The 26,024-nt window shown below is 68.1% G+C and carries 25 protein-coding genes and 1 pseudogene; 10 read left to right on the plus strand and 16 right to left on the minus strand.

What is annotated here, in order from left to right; genetic code table 11:
- Positions 1–78: 78 nt before the first annotated feature.
- Both AUL35_RS20250 and AUL35_RS20255 read right to left on the minus strand, forming a co-directional pair.
- A complete protein-coding gene (locus AUL35_RS20250; RefSeq protein WP_062018237.1) occupies positions 79–1,077 on the minus strand; it encodes an ABC transporter permease in 999 nt (332 codons plus the stop codon).
- A gap of 45 nt (positions 1,078–1,122) precedes the next feature.
- Positions 1,123–1,863, minus strand: a complete 741-nt coding sequence (locus AUL35_RS20255) for an ATP-binding cassette domain-containing protein (protein WP_062018239.1) — start codon at positions 1,861–1,863, stop codon at positions 1,123–1,125.
- Positions 1,864–2,353: 490 nt separating this feature from the next.
- On the opposite strand from AUL35_RS20255, the gene AUL35_RS20260 reads away from it, so the two are divergent.
- Both AUL35_RS20260 and ltnD read left to right on the plus strand, forming a co-directional pair.
- Complete coding sequence (locus tag AUL35_RS20260) at positions 2,354–3,343, plus strand: substrate-binding domain-containing protein (protein ID WP_062018244.1); 990 nt, start codon at positions 2,354–2,356, stop codon at positions 3,341–3,343.
- A 226-nt stretch (positions 3,344–3,569) separates the two neighbouring features.
- Entirely contained in the window at positions 3,570–4,649 is a 1,080-nt protein-coding gene (gene ltnD / locus AUL35_RS20270; protein WP_374754516.1) for an L-threonate dehydrogenase, read from the plus strand.
- Here ltnD and AUL35_RS20275 read toward each other — a convergent pair.
- The 14 genes and pseudogenes from AUL35_RS20275 to AUL35_RS20335 form a co-directional block, all read right to left on the minus strand.
- Positions 4,632–5,588, minus strand: coding sequence for an NAD(P)-dependent oxidoreductase (locus tag AUL35_RS20275; protein WP_244493855.1), 957 nt, complete (start codon positions 5,586–5,588; stop codon positions 4,632–4,634). The genes ltnD and AUL35_RS20275 overlap by 18 nt on opposite strands.
- Before the next feature lie 18 nt (positions 5,589–5,606).
- Positions 5,607–6,509 carry a carbohydrate ABC transporter permease gene (locus AUL35_RS20280; protein WP_062018252.1) on the minus strand — a complete coding sequence of 301 codons (903 nt, stop codon included), beginning with the start codon at positions 6,507–6,509 and terminating at the stop codon, positions 5,607–5,609.
- An 11-nt stretch (positions 6,510–6,520) separates the two neighbouring features.
- Positions 6,521–7,372, minus strand: coding sequence for a carbohydrate ABC transporter permease (locus AUL35_RS20285; RefSeq protein ID WP_374754518.1), 852 nt, complete (start codon positions 7,370–7,372; stop codon positions 6,521–6,523).
- Between the two features lie 173 nt (positions 7,373–7,545).
- Complete coding sequence (locus AUL35_RS20290) at positions 7,546–8,865, minus strand: ABC transporter substrate-binding protein (RefSeq protein ID WP_062018258.1); 1,320 nt, start codon at positions 8,863–8,865, stop codon at positions 7,546–7,548.
- A 91-nt stretch (positions 8,866–8,956) separates the two neighbouring features.
- The gene (locus AUL35_RS20295) at positions 8,957–10,015 is read right to left on the minus strand and encodes an ABC transporter ATP-binding protein (protein ID WP_062018260.1); all 1,059 of its coding nucleotides are present in this window, start codon (positions 10,013–10,015) and stop codon (positions 8,957–8,959) included.
- Positions 10,016–10,092: 77 nt separating this feature from the next.
- Positions 10,093–10,857: an SDR family oxidoreductase gene (locus AUL35_RS20300; protein WP_062018262.1), complete on the minus strand. Its 765-nt coding sequence runs from the start codon at positions 10,855–10,857 to the stop codon at positions 10,093–10,095.
- A 131-nt stretch (positions 10,858–10,988) separates the two neighbouring features.
- On the minus strand, positions 10,989–12,008 hold the full coding sequence (denD, locus tag AUL35_RS20305; RefSeq protein ID WP_062018263.1) for a D-erythronate dehydrogenase: 1,020 nt from the start codon (positions 12,006–12,008) through the stop codon (positions 10,989–10,991).
- A gap of 30 nt (positions 12,009–12,038) precedes the next feature.
- A complete protein-coding gene (locus AUL35_RS20310) occupies positions 12,039–12,809 on the minus strand; it encodes a FadR/GntR family transcriptional regulator (RefSeq protein WP_062018265.1) in 771 nt (256 codons plus the stop codon).
- Between the two features lie 429 nt (positions 12,810–13,238).
- Positions 13,239–13,912: pseudogene (locus tag AUL35_RS23235) on the minus strand (IS5 family transposase).
- Positions 13,913–14,058: 146 nt separating this feature from the next.
- Positions 14,059–14,810, minus strand: a protein-coding gene (locus tag AUL35_RS21800; protein ID WP_156418126.1) for an IS5 family transposase whose coding sequence is annotated in 2 segments (ribosomal slippage) — positions 14,059–14,747 and positions 14,747–14,810 — 753 coding nt in all. Because the reading frame shifts where the segments join, the coding sequence is not laid out codon by codon here.
- Positions 14,811–15,182: 372 nt separating this feature from the next.
- Complete coding sequence (locus AUL35_RS20320; protein ID WP_062018268.1) at positions 15,183–16,031, minus strand: fumarylacetoacetate hydrolase family protein; 849 nt, start codon at positions 16,029–16,031, stop codon at positions 15,183–15,185.
- The gene (locus AUL35_RS20325; RefSeq protein ID WP_082666496.1) at positions 16,028–16,876 is read right to left on the minus strand and encodes a shikimate dehydrogenase; all 849 of its coding nucleotides are present in this window, start codon (positions 16,874–16,876) and stop codon (positions 16,028–16,030) included. Before AUL35_RS20325 ends, AUL35_RS20320 begins: the two co-directional genes overlap by 4 nt.
- The gene (locus tag AUL35_RS20330) at positions 16,852–17,985 is read right to left on the minus strand and encodes a LacI family DNA-binding transcriptional regulator (RefSeq protein ID WP_082666497.1); all 1,134 of its coding nucleotides are present in this window, start codon (positions 17,983–17,985) and stop codon (positions 16,852–16,854) included. Before AUL35_RS20330 ends, AUL35_RS20325 begins: the two co-directional genes overlap by 25 nt.
- A gap of 42 nt (positions 17,986–18,027) precedes the next feature.
- A complete protein-coding gene (locus tag AUL35_RS20335) occupies positions 18,028–18,711 on the minus strand; it encodes a DUF4286 family protein (RefSeq protein ID WP_062018270.1) in 684 nt (227 codons plus the stop codon).
- Positions 18,712–18,906: 195 nt separating this feature from the next.
- Here AUL35_RS20335 and AUL35_RS20340 point away from each other — a divergent pair, with 195 nt between their 5' ends.
- From AUL35_RS20340 to AUL35_RS21805, 8 genes are all read left to right on the plus strand, one after another.
- Positions 18,907–20,529 (plus strand): acyl CoA:acetate/3-ketoacid CoA transferase, encoded by a 1,623-nt coding sequence (locus AUL35_RS20340; RefSeq protein WP_062018272.1) that lies wholly within the window; start codon positions 18,907–18,909, stop codon positions 20,527–20,529.
- 193 nt (positions 20,530–20,722) lie between these two features.
- Positions 20,723–21,577, plus strand: a complete 855-nt coding sequence (locus tag AUL35_RS20345; protein ID WP_082666498.1) for an ABC transporter permease — start codon at positions 20,723–20,725, stop codon at positions 21,575–21,577.
- A gap of 65 nt (positions 21,578–21,642) precedes the next feature.
- The gene (locus AUL35_RS20350; protein WP_062018274.1) at positions 21,643–22,641 is read left to right on the plus strand and encodes an ABC transporter substrate-binding protein; all 999 of its coding nucleotides are present in this window, start codon (positions 21,643–21,645) and stop codon (positions 22,639–22,641) included.
- A 78-nt stretch (positions 22,642–22,719) separates the two neighbouring features.
- On the plus strand, positions 22,720–23,196 hold the full coding sequence (locus AUL35_RS20355) for a MaoC/PaaZ C-terminal domain-containing protein (RefSeq protein WP_062018276.1): 477 nt from the start codon (positions 22,720–22,722) through the stop codon (positions 23,194–23,196).
- A 17-nt stretch (positions 23,197–23,213) separates the two neighbouring features.
- Entirely contained in the window at positions 23,214–24,047 is an 834-nt protein-coding gene (locus AUL35_RS20360; protein ID WP_062018278.1) for an ABC transporter ATP-binding protein, read from the plus strand.
- A gap of 40 nt (positions 24,048–24,087) precedes the next feature.
- Positions 24,088–24,864, plus strand: coding sequence for an enoyl-CoA hydratase/isomerase family protein (locus AUL35_RS20365; RefSeq protein WP_244493856.1), 777 nt, complete (start codon positions 24,088–24,090; stop codon positions 24,862–24,864).
- On the plus strand, positions 24,861–25,850 hold the full coding sequence (denD, locus tag AUL35_RS20370) for a D-erythronate dehydrogenase (protein ID WP_062018282.1): 990 nt from the start codon (positions 24,861–24,863) through the stop codon (positions 25,848–25,850). The genes AUL35_RS20365 and denD (AUL35_RS20370) overlap by 4 nt, the downstream gene beginning before the upstream one ends.
- Positions 25,851–25,856: 6 nt before the next feature.
- Positions 25,857–26,024 (plus strand): four-carbon acid sugar kinase family protein (locus AUL35_RS21805; RefSeq protein WP_244493859.1); only part of this gene is annotated, 168 nt, incomplete at its 3' end.

The raw sequence follows: 26,024 nt of genomic DNA on the forward strand, positions 1-26,024 counted from the left end.
GGCTCATGGTCGAAATCCGTTCGAAGAATGTGGTGAGGGCAACGTCGTGCCGATGCGGTGTGGGAGCGCTGGGATCGCCTAGTTCTTCAGGCGCAGCGTGCGGATGCGGTCGAAGAGAACCGCGAGGATGATCGCTCCCCCGATGAAGGTGCCCTGCCAGAAGGCATTGATGCCCAGAAGCCCCAGACTGTTGCGGATGACCTCGATCAGCGCGGCGCCGACCAGGGCTCCGGCAGCGGTGCCGATGCCGCCGGCCAGGTTGGCGCCGCCGATGACCGCGGCCGCTATGACCTGAAGCTCCATGCCGGCCCCGATGTTGGTCGTGACGGCGCCGAGCCACCCGGTCTGGATGATGCCCGCGATGCCTGCGGCCAGCCCCGAGATCATGTACACCGCGACCTTGATGGGCTTCACCGGCACGCCCGTGAGGGTGGCGGCCTGCTCGTTGCCGCCGATCGCGTAGACGTATCGCCCGAACCGCGTCCAGCGCAGAACGTAGCCGGTGATCAACGCCAGGACGATCATGTAGATCACCGGGTTGGCGATGCCGAAGAAGTAGGCGCCGCCACCCAGCGAGAGCAGCGTCTGGTGATCAGGCCCGAACTCGAACACGACGGTGTTGTTGGACGCCACCATCGCCAGGCTTCGCGCCACGGACAGCATGCCGAGCGTGACCACGAAGGGCGGAAACCCGAGATAGGCGATGAGGACGCCGTTGAACGCTCCGATGGCGAGCGCCGTCGCCAGCGAGGCGGCGATGCCCGTGCCGATCCCGTATCCGGCATGCATCGTGACGGCGAGCACCATCGAGGCAAGGCAGAGCGTCGACCCGACCGACAGGTCGATGCCCCCGGAGATGATCACCAGCGTCATCCCGAGCGCCACGATGGCGACGAAGGTCACGTTGCGGGTGATGTTGTAGAGGTTCTTCGTGGTGGCGAAGCTGTCGGTCGCGAACGACAGGAAGAGACAAGCTCCGATCACGGCGAGCAGCACCCAGAAGGTCTGGCTTCCGATCTGCTGGGAGAGCCAGCTCCGCTCGCGCTGCTGGATGGTCTGGTCGAGGGTGATGGACATGCGTGCCGTCCTTGAAGGTTTGCCGCGCGGTCGGGACGGCCGGTTTCAGGCTTCCTGGATCGCGCCCGTGATGAGGCCCGTGACCTCCTCGGGCGAGCTCGAGGCGATCCGCTTGTCCGCCACCTTGCGGCCGCGCCGCATCACGATCACACGGTCGGCGACGTCGAACACGTCGGGCATGCGATGGCTGATCAGGACGACGGTGATGTTCTGGTCGCGCAGGCGCCGGATGAGGTTGAGAACCTCCGCGACCTGCCGCACGGAAATGGCGGCCGTCGGCTCGTCCATGAGCACGATCTTGGCGTCGGACAGGCGCGTTCGCGCGATCGCGACCGCCTGCCGCTGCCCGCCCGACATCTGACGCACGAGGTCACGCGGTCGCGTTTCCGACTTCAGCTCGGCGAAGAGTTCGCCGGCCCGGCGGTACATGCGGCCGTAGTCGAGGATGCTGAACGGAAAGATCCCGCGTCGCAGCTCGCGTCCGAGAAAGACGTTGGCGGCCGCGCTCAGGTTGTTGCAGAGCGCCAGGTCCTGATGGACGATCTCGATCCCGTGCCGGCGGGCATCGACGGGCCGCATCATGACGAGATCCTTCCCGTCCATGCGGATCGAGCCTTCGCTGGGTCGAAAGTTGCCGGCGATCATCTTGGCGAGCGTCGACTTGCCGGCGCCGTTGTCGCCCATCAATCCGACGACCTCGCCCGCCTCCAGCGAAAAGGACACGTCGTTCAACGCCTGGATGGCACCGAAGTGCTTGGACACCCGGTCGAGCTCAAGAACCGCCAAAGCCGCACGCCTCCAACCCGCGCGACGCGCTTCAACGCCTGAGGCTGCTGGGGCCGGCGTTGAACGGGGTTCGAGCGGTTCCTCCCACCCCGGCTTCTGTCCGGGTCTTTCGCTCATTTGTGCAAACCGTTGGAAGACCGTCAATCCAGTCGATCTTCCAAATTTCTTCGCAGGCGGACGGGAATATTGACCGCCCGGAGCGGCACGGCTTAGCTTCTGCTTCGGAAAGCAACGATGGAACGCGGATCAAGCGGACCGGATCGAGCCTGAACCCAGGTTTCCCCGGGTTCGGCGAGAGCGAGAGCTTGTCGTCTCAGCTGCCTCCTTCGGAGTGATCAAACGAATGGGAATGGGGATCGCGCAAGGGGCGCCGTTCTCGAATTCAACCATCCGGTCCGCCCGCAAGGCTCCTCAGAACGAGCCACGGACAAACGGGGCCGGTTCGCGCCGGGCGGCTCATCCGAGCCGCCGCATGTCTGGGAGGACCATTATGAACAAACTCGCGCTTCTCTTAACGGCCGCCGTGCTGGCGCTGGGTGCCGGACCCGCCTTCGCCAAGAAGCAACTCGTGATCGTGGTGAAGGGGCTCGACAACCCCTTCTTCGAAGCGATCCATCAGGGCTGCGAGAAGTGGAACTCGGAAAACGCCTCGTCCGAGTACGAATGCTTCTACACCGGCCCCGCCTCGACCTCGGACGAGGCCGGCGAGGCGCAGATCGTCCAGGATCTGCTCGGCAAGGCCGATACGGTCGCGATGGCGATCTCGCCGTCCAACGCCAAGCTGATCGCCCAGACCCTCAAGACCGCGGCGCCGACCATCCCGATCATGACGCTGGATGCCGATCTGGCGACCGACGACGCGATGCTGCGCAAGACCTATCTGGGCACCGACAACTACCTGCTCGGCCAGAAGCTCGGCGAGTACATCAAGAAGGCCAAGCCCAACGGCGGCAAGATCTGCACGATCCAGGGCAATCCGGGAGCCGACAACATCCTTCGCCGCGCGCAGGGAACGCGCGACGCGCTCAGCGGCCAGAAGGGCAACGCGACCCTGGCGGGCGAAGGCGGATGGACCGAAGTGGCGGGCTGCCCCGTCTTCACCAACGACGACGGCGCCGTGGGCGTGCAGGCGATGACCGACATCCTGGCCGCCAATCCCGACCTCGACGCCTTCGCGATCGAGGGCGGATGGCCCCTCTTCGGGGCGCCGCAGCCCTATCGCAACCTCTTCAAGCCGCTGGCCGACCGGATCGCCAAGGGCGACTTCGTCGTCGCCGCCGCCGATACGATCGGCGACGAGGTGGCGATCGCCCGGGAAGGGCTCGTGAACGTGCTCGTCGGCCAGCGTCCGTTCGAGATGGGCTACAAGGCTCCCGGCGTGATGATCGATCTGATCGACGGCAAGAAGGTCGCGGATCCCGTCTTCACCGGACTGGACGAGTGCACGAAGGAAACCGTCGACACCTGCATCCAGAAGTAGAAGCCGCGTCAGACCCGGAGACGGTGCGAGAGGCCCTCGGGCAACCGCACCGTCTTCGCGTCCGGCGATGCTCCCGGTGCCGGCGATCGCCCCGCGCCGGAAGGGCGCTTCATGGGGTCGCCGTGTCCGGCGGCGGCGAAGCGGAGGACGCGGAAGCCGGTCGCAAAGCTCCTCCTTTGGATGGCTGCGACGGCGTGATCTCTCACGTCCCCCATGGGCGCTCGGCATGGATTTCGTTGCCGCCAGATTCGACTTTCCACCCTGGCAGGTGCCGCCGGTTCGCGTTCGCCGAAACGGAACGACCGTCTCGACCGCGTCCGGCGGGACCGCCCGGACCGGCTCGTGGATCGCACGGGGCCTTTCCCATACCCGTTCACCTGAAGGAAGGAAGCGCATGACCGCACCGGATCGCAGCACCGTCGCCATCGTCGGCCTTGGAGCCATGGGCAGCGGCATGGCGCGTGCCCTTCTCGCGGCCGGGCTGGACGTGCGTGGCTTCGACCTGTCCCGAACCGCCCTCGACAATCTCGCCGCTCTCGGCGGCCATCCTGCGGGAAGCGTCGGCGATGCGGCGCAGGGAGCGGCGATCTTCATCACGGTGGTGGTGAACGCCCGGCAGACCGAGGACATCCTGTTCGGGCCGGAGGGTGCGGCGGCTCGGCTGCCTCCGGGCGCCGTCATCGTCTCCTGCGCGACCATGGCGCCGGACGATGCCAGGCGCCTCGAGGCTAGGGCGCGGGAGCATGGCCTCCTCTACATCGACGCGCCGATGAGCGGCGGCACGGGACGGGCGGCCACGGGCGAGCTGTCCTTCATGGCCTCCGGCCACCCGGACGCGTTCGCCAAGGCCGAGCCGGCGCTCGATGCGATGGCGGCCACGCTCCATCGGCTCGGCGACGAGGCGGGGATCGGCTCGGCCTTCAAGATGGTCAACCAGCTTCTGGCCGGCGTCCATATCGCGGCGGCCTGCGAGGCGGTGGCGCTGGCCGCCCGGCTCGGGCTCGACCTTCAGAAGGTCTACGACGTGATCCGCGTTTCGGCCGGCAACTCCTGGATGTTCGAGAACCGCGTCCCGCACATCCTCGATGCCGACTACGCGCCGCGCAGCGCCGTCGACATCTTCGTCAAGGATCTCGGCATCGTCACGGACATGGGGCGCGCCACCTGCTTCCCGACGCCGCTCGCCGCCCTCGCCATGCAGATGTTCGTGATGACCAGCGCCGCCGGCATGGGGCGCGACGACGACGCATCGGTCGCGCGCTTCCTGGCCGGTCTGGCCGCGGTCGAGCTACCGTCCGCCGGCTGAGGCCGGCGGAGTCCGGCTCACGCCGTTCAGTTCGGCGACGATGTCCGTCAGCATGGGCACGAAGCTGTCCCCTCGCCCCATGCCCTCGGCCTGCGCGTAGCTGTTCTTGACCGCGCTGGAGACGTGGGTCGCGATGCCGTGCGCGTTGGCGAGATCCACGAGGTAGCGCGTGTCCTTGTGCGCGTTGCGCAGCGTGAAGAGGTGCGCGTTCTCGTCGCCTCCCACGACGTACTGCATGAAGGTCTGGTAGAAGGGGCAGTCCATGCGGCCGCCGCCGATCACCTGATGGAAGGTTTCGGCCGACACGCCGCTTTTCGCGCCGATCGCCAGCGCCTCGGCATAGAGCGCGCCGTAGCCGAGCGACAGGAAGTTGTTGAGGAGCTTCATCGTGTGGCCGGAGCCCGTCGGCCCGGTGTGGAGGATGCGCCCGGCGAAGGTTTCGATCAGCGGGCGCAGCGCTTCGAGATCGGCCGCCTCCGCACCCACCATGCAGTCCACCGTTCCGGCCCAGGCCTCCTTGGGCGTGCGGCTGAGGGGAGCGTCGATGAACGTCGCGCCCCGCACCTTGGCCAGCTCCGCCAGACGGCGTGTCGAGACCGGCTGGCTGGTCGAGCTGTCCAAAATGACCAGGCCCGGCCGGGCGTGGGCGAGAAGCCCGTTCTCGCCGGCAACGACCTCCTCGACCTGCGGCGAGCCCGGCAGGCACAGGCAGACGACGTCGCAGCTTTCCGAAAGCTCCAGCGGCGATCCCACCTCCACCGCACCGCGCCGGATCATGTCCTCGGCCGCCTCGCGTCGCCGGTTGGCGAGGAAGCGCAAGGGGTAGCCCGCCTCGCGGATGTTCTTGGCCAGTCCGTGGCCCATGTAGCCCAGACCGACGAAGCCGATCGTCTGGTCGCGCTCGCGCGGCTCGCTTGCCATGATGCTCTTCTCCGTCATGCGACCGGCTCGGCCGGCCTATTCCTTCACCGCGCCGGTCATCGACGAGACATAGTAGTCCACAAAGAAGGAGTAGAGGATCACCACCGGCAGCGAGCCGATCAGCGCGCCCGCCATGAGCGATCCCCACTCGTAGACGTCGCCGCGCACGAGTTCCGTGAGCACCCCCACCGGCACGGTCTTGTTCTCCGAGCTCTGGATGAAGGTCAGAGCGTAGATGAACTCGTTCCAGGCGAGCGTGAACGCGAAGATGCCGGCCGAGATGAGGCCGGGCACGGCGAGCGGCAGGATCACGCGCGTCAGGATCTGCCAGCGCGAGGCGCCGTCGACGAGCGCCGACTCCTCCAGCTCGAACGGGATCGAGCGGAAGTAGCCCATGAGGAGCCAGGTGCAGAACGGAATCAGGAAGGTCGGATAGGTCAGGATCAGGGCGAGGCGCGAATCGAAGATGCCGACCTGGAACACGATGAAGGCGAGCGGGATGAAGAGTATCGAGGGCGGGATCAGGTAGGCCAGAAACACCAGAAGCCCCGTGACCCGCGCCCCCGTGAAGCGCACGCGCTCGATCGCATAGGCCGCGAAGACCGAGGCGCCGAGCGCGATCACGGTCGAGCAGACCGAGACGATCACCGTGTTCCAGAGCCAGTTCGGGTAGCTCGTCTCGAACAGGAGGTACTTGATGTGGTCCAGCGTCGGCCCGACCACCCAGAAGGGCGAGTGGGCCGCGTAGTTGGTGAGCTGGTCGTTCGGCTTCACCGCCGTGATCGCCATCCAGTAGAACGGGAACAGGAGCACGAAGACGAAGCAGGCGAGCGGCAGGTAGATCACGAGGATCCGCCGGGCGGTGGTGTCGTGGTGGCTCATGCCCACCACGTCGTCGGTGAGCTGGCCGCCGGTGGGCTCGGTCGCTTGAACGGTCATCGGGTCTTTCCTCAGTCGCCGCCGCCCTGCTGCCATTTGCGGCGCTGCAGACCGAAGAACGAGAACAGGATGGCGGCGAGCAGGAAGGGCACCATGGCGACCGCGATCGCCGCGCCCTCGCCGAGCGAGCCGCCCGGAATGCCGCGCTGGAACGACAGCGTCGCCATGAGATGCGTAGCGTTCACCGGCCCGCCCTTGGTCAGCACGTAGATCAGCTGGAAGTCGGTGAAGGTGAAGAGAACCGAGAAGGTCATCACCACAGCGATGATGGGGGTCAGCAGTGGCAGCGTGATGCGACGGAAGCGCTGCCAGGAGGTCGCCCCGTCGAGAGCGGCGGCCTCGTGCAGCGAGGCGGGAATCGTCTGGAGGCCGGCCAGCAGCGAGATGGCCACGAAGGGGATGCCGCGCCACACGTTGGCGGCCATCACCGACAGGCGCGCGTTCCAGGGATCGCCGAGGAAGTTGATCGGCGCCGAGATGAGGCCCGCCTGCATCAGGACCCACGAGATGATCGAGAACTGCGAATCGTAGATCCACCAGAAGGCGAGCGCCGACAGGACGGTCGGCACCACCCAGGGCAGAAGGATGACCGCCCGGAAGAAGGTCTTGAAGGGCAGGTGCTCGTTCAGGATGATCGCGAGCCAGAGGCCCAGCGCGAACTTCAGGACCGAGGCGAGCGCCGTGTAGAGCACGGTGTTGAAGACCGACAGCCAGAACACGCGGTCGTGCCAGAGATACTCGTAGTTCTCCAGCCCGATGAAGCGCCCGGCGCGCCCGATCGAGGCGTCCGTGAAGCCGAGCCACACGCCCAGCCCCAGCGGATAGGTGAGGAACAGGAGCAGGAACAGCGCGGCCGGCGCCATGAACAGAAGCCCGAGCCCGTTGCGGCTCTGGCCGAGCCGCTCGAAGAAGCCGACCGAGCGCCGGCCGGGCGGGGATGCGGTGGAAACGGACATGGGCTCGCCCTTCGGCCACTGGAAGCGTGTGCTGGGAAGGTATGCCCGCCGCGATCCGATCGCGGCGGGCACGAACGGCGTCAGACGCGATAGTAGCGGTTGGCGCGCCGCTCGGCGTTGCGGATCGCGTCCTCGGGCGAGGACTGCCCGGTGACCGCCTCGGCGAACATGTCGACGAGCACGTAGTCCGCCATGGTGCCGGCGCTGGCGGCGCCGAGCGGGCCGGCATAGCCGTTCGGGCGAAGGCTCGCCGAGGCCCTGGCATAGGCCGCGTGGATCGGCTTCGACGTCCAGACCGGGTTGTTCTCGAAGGCGCGCAGCGGCTGGCAGCAATAGGCGCTGGCCCCCTGGATCCAAGCGTTCATGTTCTCGGGCCGGTACATGAACTCCAGATAGGCCTTGGCCGCTTCCGGATAGCGCGTGTGGCGGAAGATCGAGATCGTGGAGGTCTGGTGCAGCTCGACGCTCTCGCCGACCGGTCCGATCGGCAGGTTGGTGGAGCGCATGTCGGCGGCCATGTCGGCGAGCGCCGGGTCCTTCAGGGCGGCGTAGTAGGCCGACACGCCGTTCGCCGTCAGCGAGACCTGGCCGGCCAGGAAGGCGCGGTTGTTGTTGACGTCCTGCCAGCTCTCGGTGCCGGGGATGAAGGTCTTGTAGAGCTCCATGGCGTAGTTGACGGCGGCCAGCGTCTCCGGGCTGTTGATCGTGACCGTGCCCTTCTCGTCCACCATCTTGCCGCCATGGCTCCACAGGAGCCAGTGGGCGTAGTTGTTGCCGTCGCCCACCGCCTTGCCGTGCGGGAAGCCGGCCGGCGTGCCCTTGGCCTGCATGGCCTTGCACAGCTCCAGGAAGCCGGCCGTGTCTTTCGGAAACTCGCTGAAGCCGGCGGCCTTCATGTGGCTGTCGCGATAGATCACCGCGTTGCCGATGGCGCAGATCGGCAGGGCGATGAAGCTGTCGCCGCGACGGGCATAGGATTCGAGGCCCGGATACCAGCCGCCGTTCGCTCCGCCGATCGCGGTGCCGAGCTCCGTCACGTCCACGAGCTTGTCGGGATATTGCTGGGGATCGTCGAACCAGCTCATCACCATGTCCGGTCCCGAGCCGACATTGGCGGCGACCGCCGCCTTCGGGCGAACGTCCTCCCAGCTTTCCTTGTCGATGCGCACAGCCACGCCGGTCGCGTCCGTGAACTTCTTGGTGTTGGCGAGCCAGGCTTCCTCTTCCGCCGGCACGAAGGGCACCCAGCGCAGGAGGCGCAAGCTGGCCCCCTCTTCGGGCTTGTAGCTCGGCATGGCCGCTGCCGCCCCTTGCGCGAAGGCGCGGCCGAAGGGACCGGCGACCGCGGAGGCCGCGAGGAGGCCGGCGGAGCCGGCGAGAAAGTCTCTGCGCTTGATCAAGGTGGTGTCCTCCCGAGACAGGGTGCAAGGCTTGGGATCGTGATCGCGACGACCGCCTCGCAAGGCCGCCGCGTTGGCTGTCACGACGTGATCAGAGACGCTGCCCCGAGGCGGCGTCGAAGAGGTGCAGCGCGCTCGGGTTCACCGAGACGGCGATGCGCTCGCCGGGCCGCGAGGCCAAGCGCTCGCGAAACACGCAGGTGACCTCGGTTCGCCCCAGGCGGCCCAGCACCTGGCTCTCGAAGCCGGTCGGCTCGATCACCACGACCTCGATCTCGATCGGGCCGCCGAGCGTGATCGCCTCCGGGCGGATGCCGCAGACGAGCTCGCGTCCCGCCTCGCCGCGATGCTCCGCGCCCAGCGGGATGCGCATGCCGTCATGGGTGACGAACGTCGTGCGGTCGGCCGGGTCGAGACGGCCGGGCAGCATGTTCATGGCCGGCGAGCCGATGAAACCGGCGACGAAGAGGTTGGCCGGACGGTCGTAGAGGTCCAGTGGAGCGCCGACCTGCTCGATCCGACCGTCCTGCATCACCACGATCTTGTCGGCCATGGTCATGGCCTCGATCTGGTCGTGGGTGACGTAGACCGTGGTGGTGGTCAGGCGCTGGTGGAGGTTCTTGATCTCCGTGCGCATGGACACGCGCAGTTTCGCGTCGAGGTTCGAGAGCGGCTCGTCGAACAGGAAGACCTGCGGGTCGCGCACGATGGCTCGCCCCATCGCCACGCGCTGGCGCTGGCCGCCGGACAACTGGCGCGGAAAGCGATCGAGAAGATGGGACAGGCCGAGGATCTCGGCGGCCGGCTTCACCTTCGCCTCGATCTCGGCCTTTCCAGCGTTCTTCAGCGTCAGAGAAAAGGCCATGTTGTCGGCCACGCTCATGTGCGGATAGAGCGCGTAGTTCTGGAACACCATGGCGATGTCCCGGTCCTTGGGCGGCAGGTCGTTGACGACGCGCTCGCCGATGCGGATCTCGCCGGCCGAGATGTGCTCCAGTCCCGCCAGCATGCGCAGCAGCGTCGACTTCCCGCAGCCGGACGGGCCGACCAGGATCACGAATTCGCCGTCGCGGATATCGACGTTCACACCCTTGATCACGGCATGCGAGCCGAAGCTCTTGCGCACGTCGACGAAATCCACCGAGGCCATACGGCATCTCCTCCCAGTCTGTCATACGGACCGGCGGGCGTTTGCCTCGTCTCGGACCCCATCCGTTCGCGTCCGGCCTATCCCCGGCCGACAAAGGGCATCTTGGTCGCCATCACCGTCATCGAAAGCACGTTGGCCTCCAGCGGCAGCGAGGCCATGTGCACGACCGCCGCCGCGACATGGGCGGGGTCCATGACGGGCTCGGGCGCCGTGGTTCCGTCCGCCTGGAGCACGCCCTTCGACATGCTCGCGGTCATGTCGCTCGCGGCGTTGCCGATGTCGATCTGGCCGCAGGCGATGTCGAAGGGGCGTCCGTCCAGCGCCGTGGACTTGGTGAGGCCCAGGATCGCGTGCTTGGTGGCGGTGTAGGGCGCCGAGTTCGGACGCGGTGTCGTCGCCGAGATCGAGCCGTTGTTGATGATGCGCCCGCCCTGCGGCCGCTGACGCTTCATCAGGCGGAAGGCGCCCTGCGTGCACAGGAACGCGCCGGTGAGGTTGCTGGCGAGAACCTGCTGCCACTGCGCGAACGTCAGGTCCTCGATCGGCACCGGAGGCGCGCCCGCCCCCGCGTTGTTCACCAGAAGATCGAGCCGGCCATGACGGGTCTCGATCGCGGCGAACAGCGCCTCGACGGAGCCGGGATCGCCGACGTCGGCCACCACGCCCTCGGCCGATCCACCCTCCCGGCGGATCGTCTCGGCCGCCTCCTGGAGGACCGCCTCGCGCCGACCGCAGATCACGACATGCCATCCGGCGCGGGCCAGCCCATCGGCCATGGCCTTGCCGAGACCGACGCCGCCGCCGGTCACGAGCGCGATGCGGGATTGGTTCCCGTCTGCCATCCATCCTCCCCCGCGGATCGCGACGCCCCCTGCACCTGCGACGCCGGCCGCATCACGCGGCTTTCAAGTTCGTTCCGCGCTTGTGAAAGCCAGCACGATACGAATTGGTAGTTGCATCAGACCAGTTCGAGTTACCGCTGTCCAGCGTCTCGCTGCCCGTCCGGGACACCGCTGCCGCCCGGGTCGGTCTCGGCCAGATGGGCCCGGATGATATCGTCGAAGCTTGCATCCGCCCGAAAGCCGAACGCGCGGGCGCGTGTCGCTGCGACGTCCGGGGCCCAGCCTGCGACGATGCCGCGGATCGTCTCGTCAGGCTCGCGCCGGATCAGGGCGCCGGCCTCGGGTCCGGCCACGCGCTCAAGCGCCGCGATCTCGTCGCCGACCGTCGCCGACAGGCCGGGCAGGCTGATGTTGCGACGCGGACCCACGCTGGCTCCGTCGATCGCCGCGGCATGCAGAAAGAACTCCACCGCGGCCGCGGGACTTGCAAAAAAGTGACGAACGTCCTCGGAAACGGGCAGCACCGCCGGCTCCCCGCGCAGCGGCTCGCGCAGGATGTTGGAGAAGAAGCCGGAGGCCGCCTTGTTGGGCCGGCCCGGCCGGATGCAGATCGTGGGCAGGCGCAGGCCGATGCCGTCCATGAAGCCGCGCCGGGTGTAGTCCGCCAGAAGGAGTTCGCCGATCGCCTTCTGCGTGCCGTAGCTCGTCAGCGGCGTCAGCGCGAAGTCGTCCGGGATGCTGTCGGGAAACGGCGCGCCGAACACCGCGATGGACGAGGCGAAGACGACGCGCGGGACATGGCCCGAGCGCGCGTTCTCCTCGCGGATCGCGTCGAACAGGGCGCGCGTGCCGTCGAGGTTGACGCGGTAGCCTTTCTCGAAATCCGCTTCCGCCTCGCCCGACACGATCGCGGCGAGGTGAAACACGACATCGGGCCGATCCTTGGCGAAAGGCTCGGCCGCGCCCGGCTCGCCGATGTCGAGAACATGGGTCTCGCAGCGGTCCTCCCAGCCGCCCGGAACGCTCGGCGGCACCACGTCGGCGAGGATCAGGCGCCCCACGCTTCGCCCGTTCAGGCTGCCGTCCGCCGCGATCCGGCGCGCGAGGCGCGCGCCGAGCATGCCGGCGGCGCCGATGATCAGTATCTTCATGGCTCGTTTCCTCCCATGCGCCTTCGGCGCTTATCGATCTTGCGCGTCGACCGTCCCCGCGGACTGGACGATGGCCTGCTGCGTGGTGCGGTAGATCCGCTCCAGATGCGCTTCCATGGCCTCGACCGCTTGTTCGCGGTCGCGATCCGCGAGCGCTGCGACGATGCGCTCGTGGTCGGCGATGCTCCGCTCGATCGCCCCGGGCTCGGCGACCGCACGACGGCGGAACTCCACCAGGGTGCCGAAAAGGTCGATCACGAAGTCGGCGAGCACGGGGTTGCCGCACGCCCGGTAGATCGCTGTATGGAACTCGCGGTCCGAGATCAGGAAGCGCACGGGATCGGCGATCGCGGCCCGTTGGGCCCGCACGGCCTCGCGCAGGAACAGCAGCGTTTCGTCGGTGATGCGCTCGGCGGCGTCGCCCACCACCGGACGCTCCACCAGAAGCCGTGCCGCATGGACGTCGTCCAGTCCGTAGCGGTCGCCCCCGCCCGCCTCGCGTGAGGGGCGGAACGGCGTTTCAAGCGCATCCGATACGACGCGCGTGCGCGCCCCGTGGGCGATCCGCAGCAGGCCCTGCGCGCCCAGGATCGCGATGCCGGCGCGCACCGACTCGCGGCTGACCTGCAGCGCGGCCGCCAGATGCCGTTCGCTCGGCAGGTCGTCGCCCACCTTGAGGGTGCCGGACGCGATCAGAAGCGCGATCTTGTCGGCCACGCCGTCACGCACGTTGCGCCGCACCACGGCCTCGCGCAACTCGGGCGCGTTCTCGAGGACGAAGCGAGGCAGGGAGTTGACCATGAAGCAACTGGTCCGACGACCGAACCAGAGGAGCGTAGCGCTCCATTTCCAACGCGGTCAAGCAGACCGTCGTGTCTTTCGACACGCCCCGCGCTCTCGGAAAGATCGGGCACCGCATCGTTGGCTGGTGGCCGAGCGGTCCGCCGCGAAGGCACTGAGGCGCGCTCCCCGAAAGCGCGGGCGTAGCGAGCCGCCTGCCGGAGGGCCCGATCGTCGGCGGAACCGCGATCCAAGGCTGCCGCATACGAACAATGCCCGGGCTGCAAATGCTTGCGGGCATCCATCGTGTGTGGGGTCGACGATCCCAAGTCTGGAGCCCTGTTCCGGCACCCGGGCCTTCACATCGCGCCGAGGAAATCCGCAATCGCGATCCTTCTTGCGCGTTGGGCTAGACTAGGAGTCACCCAAGCCATTGAGTCACCGTCGCGACTAGGTGATGGCGGAGCGGTCGTAACGTGTCGCGATACGCTTCCGGTTCTTAAGTCGGACGAACAGGCGTTCGATGACGTTGCGGCGGCGATAGCCCTTTCGGTTCAGTGGGTAGACCACATCGCAGGCGGCCCGTCCTGATCGGATCGGCTCGATGTGTCGTTCGGCAAGCCAAATCCGTAGCCCGTCGGCATCAAAGGTTTCGTCGGCGACAAGGCGCTGCGTTGGCCTCACGGCTTTTAGAAGCGGCAGAGCCATGGTGCTGTCAGCGATGTTGCCCGGCGTCAGGGCAATGGCGATGATTCGACCACAAGCATCGGCCAGACAATGGACTTTCGTTGTTCGGCCGCCGCACGAGACGCTGACCGCCTGGGCGAACTCCCCGTTCTCCGGGCGGGATATCTATTTGGATGACCTTACTGATTTTTTGAACTCCGTCCGATGGCGAGCGGTGCGCTTTCACATGCGTATTGTCGAGACAGAGTTCATCCGGAACGGCAGCTACCGCTACGACCTTGGCGAAAATCCGCTGCCAGATCCCATGCCGATCCCACCGAGCATAGCGGTTGCAGATCGTCTTGGCCGGCCCCTACCTGGAAGGTACGTCCCGGAAGCGGCCGCCAGTCGTCGACCCGCGGCTTTCCGGGTCGGTTCTTCGACAGCTGCGACTCCATCACCGCCCAGCCTTGTCCGACATCTAAAACAGATCGCGCATCATCGTCTCCGTATGAAAGACCCAATGCCGGATGGAGACTCCCGATTCTAGCAGTCTATTAGTTGGGTTTCCAACCTAGGACGCGCATCCTAGGCAGTGGAGTCGTTACGCATTGATCCAGATGCGGACGATGGCGAGTTTGACGGCAGCGAAGAAGTTGTCGGGTCTTTGGTCGTAGGGGGTGGCCAAGTCGCGCATTTGCTTGAGTCGGCTGAAGAAGCGCTCGACGAGGTTGCATTGGCTAAAGACCCGTTGGCTGCAGGCGAAGATGGCCTTGCGCGGCGAGCGCGGCGGGATGTTGGCCCACGCGCCTCTGGCTGCGACAATGGACCGGATGTCATCCGTGTCGTAAGCCTTATCTGCGATCACGGTGGCGTCAGGCACGATGGCTTCGAAAAGCCGAATGGCGACTGGCGCATCGCCTGCCTGTCCGGCGGTGAGTATCAGACGCACAGGCTGGCCTTCGGCATTGACCAAAGCATGGATTTGGGTCGTTAGACCGCCTCTTGAACGTCCCATGCAAGGATCGGCAGGCCCCTTTTTGCCCGCAACCTCATGCTGATGGACGCGGGCGCAGGAACTGTCGGTCAGAACGATGTCGACGTGGTAGGCTCGGCTCTTGGCCTCCAGCAGCCGGTCCCAGACCTTAGCGGCTCGCCAGCGCGTGAAGCGATTAAAGAGCATGGTGCGCGGGCCGTAGTGCTCGGACACGTCGCGCCAGAACGAGCCGGTCCGAAACCGCCAGAGAATGCCGTTGATCACCCGGCGGTTGTCGACGCGTGGCATCCCGCGGATGTTTTTGGCAGAAGCGGCTCGATCACTCCCGACTCGTGATCCGTCAGTCCATGGCGACGCATATCAACCTCCCTTTCAGGAGATTGAATCAGGTCAGACCAAAACCGTGAACCCCGTTATGGGCACACTGCCTAGTCGATATCTGTCGCGTCTTGTCGGCCATGCAGAAGGGTCGAACAAGCCGACCCTAAGGGTAGCACCGACAGACCTGCGGTCGGGTCACCATCAGCGTGCTTGGAGAAGCGAGCCGCAACTCACCTCAAACGGGATAGTTGTGTAGCAAGCCGCCTATCTGCTCTCTGACAGCGCCTGGGAGCAGATAGGGACGGCTCGTCGGTTGCCGGAAGGCAAGGCACCGAGCGATCGGCCAAATGACTTGCTGATCGCTTTTCTTCCTTCCCGTCAGGTGTGCCTGGACTTCCTGAGGGTCTCGCTCAGGCCTCGCGCGGCCGGATCGTCTGTTGCTGCTCTCCGAGCCCCGTGATGCCGAGGCGCATCGTGTCGCCCGCCTTCATGAAGACGGGCGGCTTGCGGCCGAGGCCGACGCCCGGCGGGGTGCCGGTGGTGATGATGTCGCCGGGCTCCAGCTTCATGAAGCGGCTGGCGTAGCTGACGATGTGGGCGCAGGTGAAGATCATCCGCGTCGTCGTGCCGGTCTGCTCGCGACGCCCGTTGAGGTCGAGCCAGAGGTCGAGCTGCTGCGGGTCGCCGAGCTCGTCGCCCGTCACCAGCCAGGGGCCGACAGGCGCGAAGGTCGGGTAGCTCTTGCCCTTCGCCCACTGTCCCTCCCATTCGAGCTGGTACTCGCGCTCCGAGAGGTCGTTGAGGATCGTGTAGCCCGCGACGCAGGAAAGGGCGTCCGCCTCGTCGACATGCCAGGCGGTCCGTCCCATCACGAAGGCGAGCTCCACCTCCCAGTCGAGCTTGGTGGAGCCCGGCGGCAGGATGACGTCGTCGTTGGGACCGCTGAGCGCGCCCGTGTGCTTGTTGAAGATGATGGGCTGCGAGGGGATCGGCGCGTTGGTCTCCTCGGCGTGGTCGGTGTAGTTCAGGCCGATGCAGACGAGGTTGCCGACGCGGGCGACGGGCACGCCGAGGCGCACGCCCTCGGGGACGAGGGGCAGCGTGGCGGGATCGATCGCGCGCAGCCGGTCGAGGCTTTCGGGCGACAGCGTCTCGCCGTCGATGTCCCGGACCGTGCCCGACAGGTCGCGCACGCGCCCGTCCGCATCCACGATGCCCGGCTTCTCGGACCCGGCGGCCCCGTAGCGAACCAGTTTCATGTCGTCTCCCTTGGTCTGTCTGAGATGAGGTTCGGCTCCTGCTCGGCCTCGAGGCCGAGGAAGTCGACGATCGCCGCCGTCTGGGCGGCGACCATGGCGGCGCCTCCGGCCGCGCGGCACCCTGCGCGCGCGGCCGCCTGAAGGAGTGCGGTCTCGGGGCGCGTTACGATGTCGACGACGGCAAGCTCTGCGCGCAGCCCGCAGAGCGCCACGGGCGCGGGGTCGCCTTCGGCCATGCCGACGGGCGAGGCGTTCACGAGAAGGTCGAGCTGCGCGAGATCGAGCGCGCCGCGGGATGCCGCGTTCGTGCCGGTCGCCGCGATGCGCCCGGCCAGATCGGCGGCCCGTTCATCGTCGCGGTCCGTGATGGCGAGCGAGCGGATGCCCTGGCCGGCGAGCGCGAAGGCGATGGCGCTGCCCGCGCCGCCCGCCCCCACCAGCCCGACCCGCAGGCCAGCCGGCTCGAGGCCGAGCGAGCGTACCGCGCCGACGAGCCCGACGCCGTCGAAGATACCGCCTTGCCAGGTGCCGTCCGGCCGGCGGCGCGCGGCGTTCACCGCCCCGACGTGCCGTGCCGCCTCGTCCACATGGTCCAGCATCGGCATGATGCGGCTCTTGAACGGCATGGTGACGACGATGCCGTCGAGATTGGCGAGACGCATCAGCGCCGGCATGTCCGTCTCGAACCGGTCGCTCCTGACTTCGAACGGCACCATCACGGCGTCGATGCCCAGCCGCGCGAAGAGCGGGTTGAAGTTTTCGGGCGACTTCGCCTGCCGGATCGGATCGCCGACCATGGCGACGAGACGCGTCGCGCCGGTCAACGCGGAAGGGGGAAAGGGCATGCGGGGCTCAGCCTGCGGGGTTGGAGCGAGGGGGCGGCGGGCGGCGGCCCCGAGGAGGCGCGCACCACGATCTCCGCCTCGCTTTCCAGCGGGTAGTCGGGCTCGCGGCCGCCTACGAGATCGAGGATCAGCCGCGCGGCGCGCAGGCCGATCTCCTCGCCCGGCACGCGCACGGTCGTGACCGGCACCGGCAGGTGGCTCATGATCTCGATGTCGTCGTAGCCGACGATCGACACGTCCTCGGGCACCCGGACGCCGCGCGCGGCAGCCTCCAGGATGGCACCGACGGCCAGCGGAGCGTTGCCGCACACGATGGCGGTCGGGCGCGGATCGGTGTCCATGACCTGCGCGAAGAGCTTGCGCCCTTCCTCGATCGTCCAGGTGCCGATCGCCAGATGCTGGGGGCGCACGGCAAGGCCCCGCAGGGCGAGGGCATCGCGGATGCCGGCAAGGCGCGCGCCCGCGCGGTCGTTGTTCTCGGTCTCCTGGGCGATCACCGCAAAGCGTACATGGCCGAGCTCGGCCAGGTAGTCCGTCATCCGGACGAGCGCCTTGTGGTTGTCGGGGCCGACGCAGCGGCCCGGCCGGGCCGGGTCGTAGACGAAGGAGCTGATGAAGGGCAGCTTGCGCTGCTGGAGAAAGGGCACGAGGTCGGGATGGTGGGCGAGGCCCACCAGGATCACGCCGTCGACGCCGCGCTCGGCGAACTTGCGGACCTGCCGGAACTCCTGTTCCGGGTCGTATTCGGAACAGGCGAGAAGCAGCGTGTAGCCCTGCGCGAGGAGATGGCGCTGGATGGCGTTGGCCGCGCGCGGGAAGTCGCCGAGGCCGAGCGTCGGGAACACGGCGCCGATCGTCTGAGAGCGGCCGGTCGTCAGCGCGCGAGCCGCCCCGTCCGGGATCCAGCCGAGGTCGGCGATCGCGGCCGCGATGCGCTCGCGCAGCTCCAGCGATACGACCTCGGGCCGGTTGATCGCCCGCGACACGGTGGCCGTCGAGACGCCGACCGCCTGGGCGACGTCGCGCAGGCCGACGCCCGGCACCGCCACGCCGCTTCGGTTCGCGCCGCGCCGCGCCGCGCCGTTCGCTCCCTCACCGATGCTCTTCATGGCCCACCGCCCCTGACACGTCCCGCGTGAAACCGCCCTATCCTATTTGGTCGCGCCCAACTGGTCGCGTCCAAGCCCGTATTGCAGGCGATAGAGACCGCGCTCCGGTTCGGGGCAACACAGCGCGAGCGCCTCGCAGACCTCATCCGCCCCCCGATCCAGAAAGGATTCGAGCGGCGTCGCCTCGACGCCCTCCACGAGCAGAACCCAGGACGCGGTGCGGTCCGGCGCGTCGCGCAGCGCCTTCTCGGCCGTCGCCTGGCCGCCCGCCGCCTCGTCGCCGCGCAGGAGATGGACACCGACGACGCCGTCCCGTCGGCCGAGCGGCGCGAGCGCTTCCGCCAGAGCCGCGGTCTCGTGGCCTGCTCCGTCCATCCGGAGCGTCGCGAGAAAGGCACCGTCGCCGAGCCCCGTCGAGACGGCCACCGTGCAAACGGTGCGCGACGTGTCGCGGAAGTGCCGCACGACCCGCTTCGTCCAGTCCGAGGGGCGGTCCAGCCGCGCGAGATAGGCCGGCGCGGACAGATCGGCGGCCGACGTCGTCTCGTAGAAGTTGAAGTAGCGCGGCGTCCCGCGCAGCGCGATGTAGCGACGCCCGCGAAGGAAGCCGGGCACCGCTACGCGCTCGGGAATATGCTCGCGCACGTGCCACTCGAGAAAGTCGGCCTCCGCTTCCTCCGCGATGCCGTTCCAGATCGCCAGTACGCCGCGTCCTGCCAACGCCATTCTTGCCTCCCATGCAATCGGTGGACACATCGAATTCGTCGAGGACGCACCGACCAATCTCCCATTGGATCGGAGATTATCACCTGTTCTCGATCGTCAGCACCGCTTGACATGCGCGGAACCCCTTCGTTATGCAAGCGGTTACAGGAGGCCGGTAGCCGTTGTCAACGGAAACAGGACGGCAGGGGAGGCGACATGCGGATCATCACGGCAGCCGAGGCCGCCAGCATCATCCAGCCGGGCGACAGCGTCCTGGTCAGCGGTTCGGGCGGCGGGCACTGCGTTCCCGAAAAGGTGCTGGAAGCGATCGAGGCGCGCTTTCTGGAGGAAGGCGAGCCGCGCGACCTGACGCTGATCCATGCGGTCGGCATCGGCGATCGCCAGCTCAAGGGCGCCGCGCGCTTCCGCCATCCCGGCATGCTGAAGCGCTCGCTCACGAGCGCGCTGATCGACTCGCCGCCCCTCATTCCCATGGCGCTGGACGAGGCCTTCGAGTCCTACACGATCCCGCAAGGGGTGATCTCGCAGCTGATCCGCGAGATCGCGGCCGGGCGTCCCGGCCTCGTCACCCGCACGGGCCTGCACACATTCGTCGATCCCCGCCAGCTCGGCGGTCGCCAGAACAAGGCGGCTCGCGAGGAGATCGTCGAGCTCCTCCACATCGACGGCGAGGAATGGCTGCGCTTCAAGCCCTTCCCGCTCGACGTCGTGGTCCTGCGCGGCACCACCGCCGACGAGGAGGGCAACGTCTCGATGGAGGAGGAGGCGATCCCCGGCGAGATGCTGTCCTGCGCCCAGGCCGCGCGCCGGCTCGGGGCGGCGGTGATCGTCCAGGTGAAGCGCCTGGCGCGGCGCGGCACGCTGCCCCAGCGCGCCGTGCGCATTCCCGGCATCCTCGTCGACTACGTCGTGGTCGATCCGGAGCAGCGCCAGACCTACGCCAGCCACTACGAGCCGAGCTATGCCGGCGAGATGCGCGTGCCGACGGAAGGGTTGCGGCGCCTGCCCTTCACGGAGCGCAAGATCATCGCGCGCCGCGCCGCGATGGAGATCGTGCCGGGTGCCGTGTGCAACCTGGGGGCCGGCATCTCGACGGGCGTGTCGGCGGTGGCGGCGGAAGAGGGCATCCTCGACGCCATCACGCTCAGCAACGAGCAGGGCTTCATCGGCGGCGCGCCGCTGACCGGGCCCGATTCCGGCGGCGCCCAGAACTTCGACGCCATGGTCGACCAGCCCTACCAGTTCGACTTCTACGACGGCGGCGGGCTCGACGTGGCCTTCCTGTCGTTTGCCGAGATCGACGGCGCGGGCAACGTCAATGTCAGCCGCTTCGCCGATACGATCGTGGGCGTCGGCGGCTTCATCAACATCAGCCAGAACGCGCGCAAGGTCGTGTTCAGCGGCACGTTCACGGCGGGCGGGCTGAAGGTCGAATGCCGCGACGGAAGGCTCGCGGTGCTGGAGGAAGGCCGCCATTCCAAGTTCGTCGAGGCGGTGCGCCAGATCTGCTACAACGGCGCCTTCGCGCGCGCCGAGGGGCGCGAGGCGCTGTTCGTGACCGAGCGCGCCGTCTTCGCGGTCGGCGCCGAGGGGCTCGAGCTCGTCGAGATCGCGCCGGGCGTCGACCTGGAGCGGGACGTCCTGTCCCGCATGGCCTTCCGGCCCGCCGTCTCCTCGAAGCTCCGGCCGATGGACGCGCGGCTCTTCCGACCCGAGCCCATGGGGCTGCTCGACGAGTTCGGCCGGCACGCCCGCTCCGCGCGCTCGCCGCGCCGCACGCTACCCGTCGCGCCCGCGCCGCGCCGCGCGGCGGCCTGACGCAGGATCGCCTCGATCCGGATCGTTCCACGGGAAGGATGGATCCGGATCGAAGCGGGAATGTAAGCGGATACATCGCTCGGGGCGGAGGTCTCCGGGCGAGGGGCGAGCCGGCTGGAGCCGGCCCGGTCCGAGGAGAAGGGAAGTGGCGGGGCGCCGGATGGTCGCCACGCCGAATTCGGGAGGAAGGTCGATGACCACACGCAACCTGACCGGCGAGGCCGCGCTCGGCCCGACCCTGGCCGGCGGATCGGCACCGCACCGGGCGCCCTCGCGCGCCGCTCGGCGCCTGCGCCTCGTCGCCTGGAACGCCCTGCCGCCGCTCACCTTCGTGGCGATCATCGCCCTCTGGTCCCTGTCGGTGAAGCTCTTCCAGATCCCGGCCTATCTCCTGCCCGCGCCCGGCGCCGTGTTCGCGCGCGTCGTGTCGGATGCGCCGATGCTGTGGTCCAACGCGCTGGTGACGCTGACCGAGATCGTGCTCGGCTTCGGCCTCACCATCGTGACGGCCATTCCGGTCGGACTGGTGATCGCCCTGTCGCCGCTGGCGCGCCAGATCCTGTATCCGCCGATCATGCTCCTGCAGCTCGTGCCCAAGATCGCGGTCGCGCCGCTCTTCCTGGTGTGGCTCGGCTTCGGCATGGAGTCGAAGGTGCTCCTGACCGTCCTCATGACCTTCTTCCCGCTCCTGATCGCCAGCATCAGCGGCTTCCAGATCCTCGACCAGCGGCTTCTGCACCTGACGCGCTCCATGGGCGCCTCGACCTGGCAGACCTTCCGCTACCTGCGCGTTCCGGCCGCGCTGCCCGTGATCTTCTCGGGCGTGAAGACCTCGGCGACCATCGCCGCCACCGCCGCGATCGTCGCGGAGTTCGTGGGCGCCAACCAGGGGCTCGGCTACGTTCTCCTGCGCGGCACGAGCACGATGGACATCGAGCTGACCTTCGCGGTGCTGGTCGTCCTCACCGTGATCGGCATCGTCATCAACTACGTGGTCGAGCTCAGCGAGTGGCTGATGACCCCGTGGCAGCGGTCGGGAGCCGACTGACCCATTTGGCCCGCTCGGGAGGGCGGGCTCCAGCCAAGCGACGCATTCAACAGGGAGGAGCCATCATGATGCATGCACTCAAGGTCACGGCCGTGGCCGGCTTTTTCGCAGCCCTCGGGCTCGCGGGCGGGGCGAGCGCCCAGACGCCCGTCACCTTCCAGCTCAACTGGACGGCGGGCGGCGCCAACGCGGGCTTCGCGGCCGCGCTGCAGGAAGGCTTCTACAAGGAGGCCGGGCTCGACGTGACGATCGTCCAGGGCAACGGCTCCGGCAACACCGCCCAGCTCGTCGCCAGCGGCCAGGCGCAGCTGGCCTATGCCGACGCGGTAGCCGTCAGCCAGCTCATCGCCAAGGGCGCGCCGATGCGCGTCGTCTCGACGATCTACCAGTCCAACCCGAACGAGCTGATTGCCCTCAAGAAGGCGGGCATCAAGTCCTTCGCGGACCTCAAGGGTAAGACGGTCGGCGTGCCGGCCGGCTCCTCGCAGACCACCATGCTGCCGCTTCTCCTCAAGGCCAACGGCCTGACCGAGCAGGACATGCAGCTCGTCAACATGCCCATGCCCTCGATGGTGCCGAGCCTCCTGACCGGTCAGGTCGAGGCGATCCTCGGCTCGCTTGACTCCTACGCTATCCAGGTCCGCGCGCAGGGCGCCGAGATCGACGAGTTCCCCTTCGCCGACTACGGCGTGCCGACGGTCTCGACCTCGATCTTCGCGTCCAACGACTTCATCCAGAAGAACCCCGAGGTGCTGCGCCAGTTCATCGCTGCGAGCCTCAAGGGCTGGAGCTTCGCGCTCGACAATCCCGCAAAGGCGGTCGCCGACGTCAAGGCGCTCTTCCCGGACTCCAACGCGGACCTCGTCACCAAGGAGCTCGCGGCCATCACGCCGCTCTTCTGCAGCGGCGGCGCGAAGTTCGTCGGACGCGCCGAGCCGGCGCTCTGGACCAAGACGCAGGACCTCCTCTCGCAGGTCGGCCTCTTGCCGCAGGGCCAGGACCCGGCGAGCTACTACACCAACGACTACCTGCCCGCCGAGGGCGCGATGCGCGCCTGCCCCTGAGCCGTGCTCGGCCTGCGGCTCGGCCTTCCCGGCCGGCCGCGGGTTGCACGTCCCCTTTCAGACGCCGGGAATGGATGCATGAGCTATCGCTTCGAGGATCTTCACGTCGGCATGCGCTTCCGCAGCCCCGGCCGCACGGTCGGCGAGGCCGACGTCATGGCCTTTGCCGGCCTGACCGGCGACTTCTCCGAACTCCACACGAGCGACGTCTATGCCGCCAGCAGCCAGTTCGGCCGGCGCGTCGCGCACGGCATGCTGGGCCTCTCCTTCGCCCACGGCCTGATGTGGGCGCGCACGGGTGAGCTGCGCGAGACCGCGATCGCCTTTCTCGGCATCACCGACTGGCGCTTCGTCGGTCCGATCTTCCTCGGCGACACGATCTTCGTGAACTACGTGATCGCCGAGATCCGCGACTCCCGCTCCAAGCCGACCCAGGCGATCGCCACCTTCGACGTCGAGCTCGTCAACGAGCGCGGCGAGGTCCTCCAGCGGGGCCGCAAGGCACTTCTCCTGTCCAAGACCCCGCTCGCCGCCGTTGCGGCCTCCGTCAGCTGAACGATCCGAGGTTTGTCATGACCACCGTTCAAGACTCCGCCGGCCGGTCCGGCGTTCCGATCTCCATCCGCAACGTGTCCAAGGTCTTCGGCGAGGACACCGAGAAGCCCTTTCGTGCGCTGGCCCCGGTCGACATCGAGATTCCGGCCGGCCAGTTCGTCTCGATCGTCGGCGCGTCGGGCTGCGGCAAGAGTACGCTCATGCTGATGGTGGCGGGTCTGCTCAAGCGCACGACCGGCGAGATCCTGTGCGAGGGTCGCCCGGTCGACCGGCCGATCACCAGTGTCGGCATCGCCTTCCAGGATCACCTTCTCCTCGACTTCCGCACGGCCTTCGAGAACGTGATGCTGCATGCCGACATTCGCGGGCTCGACCGCGAGATGATCGCAGCGCGCGCGCGCGACCTGTTCCAGCAGCTTCGCCTCGAGCATGCGATGAACAAGTATCCGCGCCAGCTCTCGGGCGGCATGCGCCAGCGCGTCTCGCTGATCCGCACGCTGGTCCACGAGCCCGACGTGATCCTGATGGACGAGCCGTTCGGCGCGCTCGACGCCCTGACGCGGCTCCAGGTGCGCACCGATCTCGAGCAGCTCTGGCTGCGCCGCCGCCCGACGGTGGTCTTCATCACCCACAGCGTCGAGGAGGCGGTGGGCCTGTCGGACCGCATCATCGTCATGAGCCCGAGCCCGGGCGAGGTGGTGGACGACATCACGGTGGAGCTGCCGCGCCCGCGCCCCATCGTGCTCGGCGACGCGCCCGAGTTCGCCTCCTATGTCGATCGCATCCACCACCATTTCGAGCGCATGGGCGTCCTGCACGGCGTGACGCCGCAGACCCGTATGGCGAGCTGACGCCGTGGAATGCGCGCCCGGGGACGACGGGGCGACGGTCTTGCTCCGGATCGAGCGGGGCCATGCTGAGATCGAGCTTGCGGCGGGTCGCCTGAACCTCGTAACGCGCACGCTGCTGCGCGACCTTCTGGCCGTCCTGCGGCAGATCGAGAGCGCGCCCGACATTCGCTGCGTCGTCCTGCACGGCCATGCGAAGGCCTTCTGCGCCGGCAGCGACATCGGGGAGTTCGCCTCGCTCGGCGCCGATGCGAGCGAGCGCAAGATCCTGTTCGAGGACCATGTTCTGCGCTGTCTGGCCGCCCTGCCCATGCCGACGATCGCCGCGATCGACGGGGTGGCCCTGGGCGGCGGCTTCGAGCTGGCGCTTGCCTGCGACATGCGTGTCGCGGGTGCCAAGGCCAGGATCGGCCTGCCCGAAAGCCGCCTCGGCGGCCTAGCGGCAAGCGGTGCCGTTCGGCTTGCCAGACTGGTCGGCCCGGCTCGGGCCAAGGAGCTCCTGTTCACCGGGGCCATCCTTGATGCTCGCACGGCGCTCGACTGGGGTCTCGTGAACCGGCTGGGCGAGGATGCCGTTTCGCAAGCCCGGCTGATGGCGAACGAGATCGCGCAACGGGGGCCGCTGTCGAACCGGCTGGCCAAGCGTCTCGTGGACGCCGCGCTCGACCAGCCCCTGGACGCCGCCCTCTCGCTCGCCAACGCCGCGCAGCAGCGCATCTTCGACGGACCCGATCTGCGCGAGGGGGCAAATGCCTTCTTCGCGAAGCGCGATCCCGTCTTCGCATCCCGTTCTCCCGCTACGGAAGGCCGTTCAACGTGAAGATCCTGATTCTGGGTGCCGGCGGCATGATCGGCCGGAAGCTGACCGCCGCCCTTCTGCGCAAGGGCGATCTGTCGGGGCAGGCCATCCAGTCGATGACGCTTGCCGACGTCGTGAAGACCGACGCGCCCGCGTCGTCGATCCCGCTTCGCGCCGTCGCCGCCGACCTGTCGGCCCCCGGCGTTGCGGCGGAACTGATCGCCGAGCGCCCGGACGTCGTCTTTCATCTCGCCGCCATCGTGTCGGGCGAGGCGGAAGCCGACTTCGAGAAGGGCTACCGCATCAATCTCGACGGCACGCGCGAGCTCTTCGAGGCGGTGCGCCGCGTTCATGGGACGGACGGCTACCGCCCGCGCGTCGTCTTCACCTCGTCGGTCGCCGTGTTCGGCCAGCCTCTGCCGCCCGTCGTGCCCGAAACGCAGGTGCTGGCGCCCCTGTCGAGCTACGGCACGCAGAAGGCGATCGGCGAGCTTCTTCTGGCCGACTACTCGCGTCGGGGCTTCATGGACGGCATCGGCATCCGCCTGCCGACCATCGTGATCCGGCCGGGCAAGCCGAACAAGGCGGCTTCCGGCTTCTTTTCCGGCATCCTGCGCGAGCCGCTGGTCGGCCTTCCCGCGACGCTGCCCGTCGGCGACGAGGTGCGCCACTGGTTCGCGAGCCCGCGCCGGGCCGTGGAGTTCGTGCTGCGCGCGGCCGAGGTCGACACCTCCGGTCTCGGCGTCCGGCGCACGCTCGACATGCCGGGACTGTCGGCGACGGTCGGTGAGGCGATCGAGGCGCTGCGCCGCGCCGCCGGCGACGAGGCCGTGGCGCTGATCCGCCGCGAGCCCGACGAGGCCGTCCAGCGCATCATCGAGAGCTGGCCGGAAGCCTTCGACCCGCAGCGCGCGCTGGCACTCGGCTTCGAGGCCGACGCCTCGTTCGACGAGATCATCCGGCGCCACCTCGAGGACGAGGCGCCGGCCAACGTCGGCCGGGCGTAGCGTCCCATGCATCTTGGGATCATCGGGGACGACGTGACGGGGTCGTCGGATGTTGCGAACACGCTGGCGCGGGGTGGTTTGCGGGTTGTTCAGTACGGGGGCGTGCCGTCGGGTGCGGCGGGGGGGGACGTGGAGGCGGGGGTTGTGGCGCTGAAGTCGCGCACGATCCCCGCC

Source organism: Aureimonas sp. AU4 (genome assembly GCF_001463765.1).
Lineage (GTDB): Bacteria > Pseudomonadota > Alphaproteobacteria > Rhizobiales > Rhizobiaceae > Aureimonas.

Coding starts and splice junctions, on each gene's coding strand:
- AUL35_RS20250 (WP_062018237.1), bottom strand. CDS start 1,077: ATGTCCATCACCCTCGACCAGACCATCCAGCAGCGCGAGCGGAGCTGG.
- AUL35_RS20330 (WP_082666497.1), bottom strand. CDS start 17,985: ATGAAGAGCATCGGTGAGGGAGCGAACGGCGCGGCGCGGCGCGGCGCG.
- AUL35_RS20360 (WP_062018278.1), top strand. CDS start 23,214: ATGACCACCGTTCAAGACTCCGCCGGCCGGTCCGGCGTTCCGATCTCC.
- denD (WP_062018263.1), bottom strand. CDS start 12,008: ATGAAGATACTGATCATCGGCGCCGCCGGCATGCTCGGCGCGCGCCTC.
- AUL35_RS20350 (WP_062018274.1), top strand. CDS start 21,643: ATGATGCATGCACTCAAGGTCACGGCCGTGGCCGGCTTTTTCGCAGCC.
- AUL35_RS20320 (WP_062018268.1), bottom strand. CDS start 16,031: ATGAAACTGGTTCGCTACGGGGCCGCCGGGTCCGAGAAGCCGGGCATC.
- AUL35_RS20335 (WP_062018270.1), bottom strand. CDS start 18,711: ATGGCGTTGGCAGGACGCGGCGTACTGGCGATCTGGAACGGCATCGCG.
- ltnD (WP_374754516.1), top strand. CDS start 3,570: ATGGATTTCGTTGCCGCCAGATTCGACTTTCCACCCTGGCAGGTGCCG.
- AUL35_RS20325 (WP_082666496.1), bottom strand. CDS start 16,876: ATGCCCTTTCCCCCTTCCGCGTTGACCGGCGCGACGCGTCTCGTCGCC.
- AUL35_RS20280 (WP_062018252.1), bottom strand. CDS start 6,509: ATGACCGTTCAAGCGACCGAGCCCACCGGCGGCCAGCTCACCGACGAC.
- AUL35_RS20275 (WP_244493855.1), bottom strand. CDS start 5,588: ATGACGGAGAAGAGCATCATGGCAAGCGAGCCGCGCGAGCGCGACCAG.
- AUL35_RS20285 (WP_374754518.1), bottom strand. CDS start 7,372: ATGGCGCCGGCCGCGCTGTTCCTGCTCCTGTTCCTCACCTATCCGCTG.
- AUL35_RS20295 (WP_062018260.1), bottom strand. CDS start 10,015: ATGGCCTCGGTGGATTTCGTCGACGTGCGCAAGAGCTTCGGCTCGCAT.
- AUL35_RS20260 (WP_062018244.1), top strand. CDS start 2,354: ATGAACAAACTCGCGCTTCTCTTAACGGCCGCCGTGCTGGCGCTGGGT.
- AUL35_RS20310 (WP_062018265.1), bottom strand. CDS start 12,809: ATGGTCAACTCCCTGCCTCGCTTCGTCCTCGAGAACGCGCCCGAGTTG.
- AUL35_RS20345 (WP_082666498.1), top strand. CDS start 20,723: ATGACCACACGCAACCTGACCGGCGAGGCCGCGCTCGGCCCGACCCTG.
- AUL35_RS20300 (WP_062018262.1), bottom strand. CDS start 10,857: ATGGCAGACGGGAACCAATCCCGCATCGCGCTCGTGACCGGCGGCGGC.
- AUL35_RS20340 (WP_062018272.1), top strand. CDS start 18,907: ATGCGGATCATCACGGCAGCCGAGGCCGCCAGCATCATCCAGCCGGGC.
- AUL35_RS20355 (WP_062018276.1), top strand. CDS start 22,720: ATGAGCTATCGCTTCGAGGATCTTCACGTCGGCATGCGCTTCCGCAGC.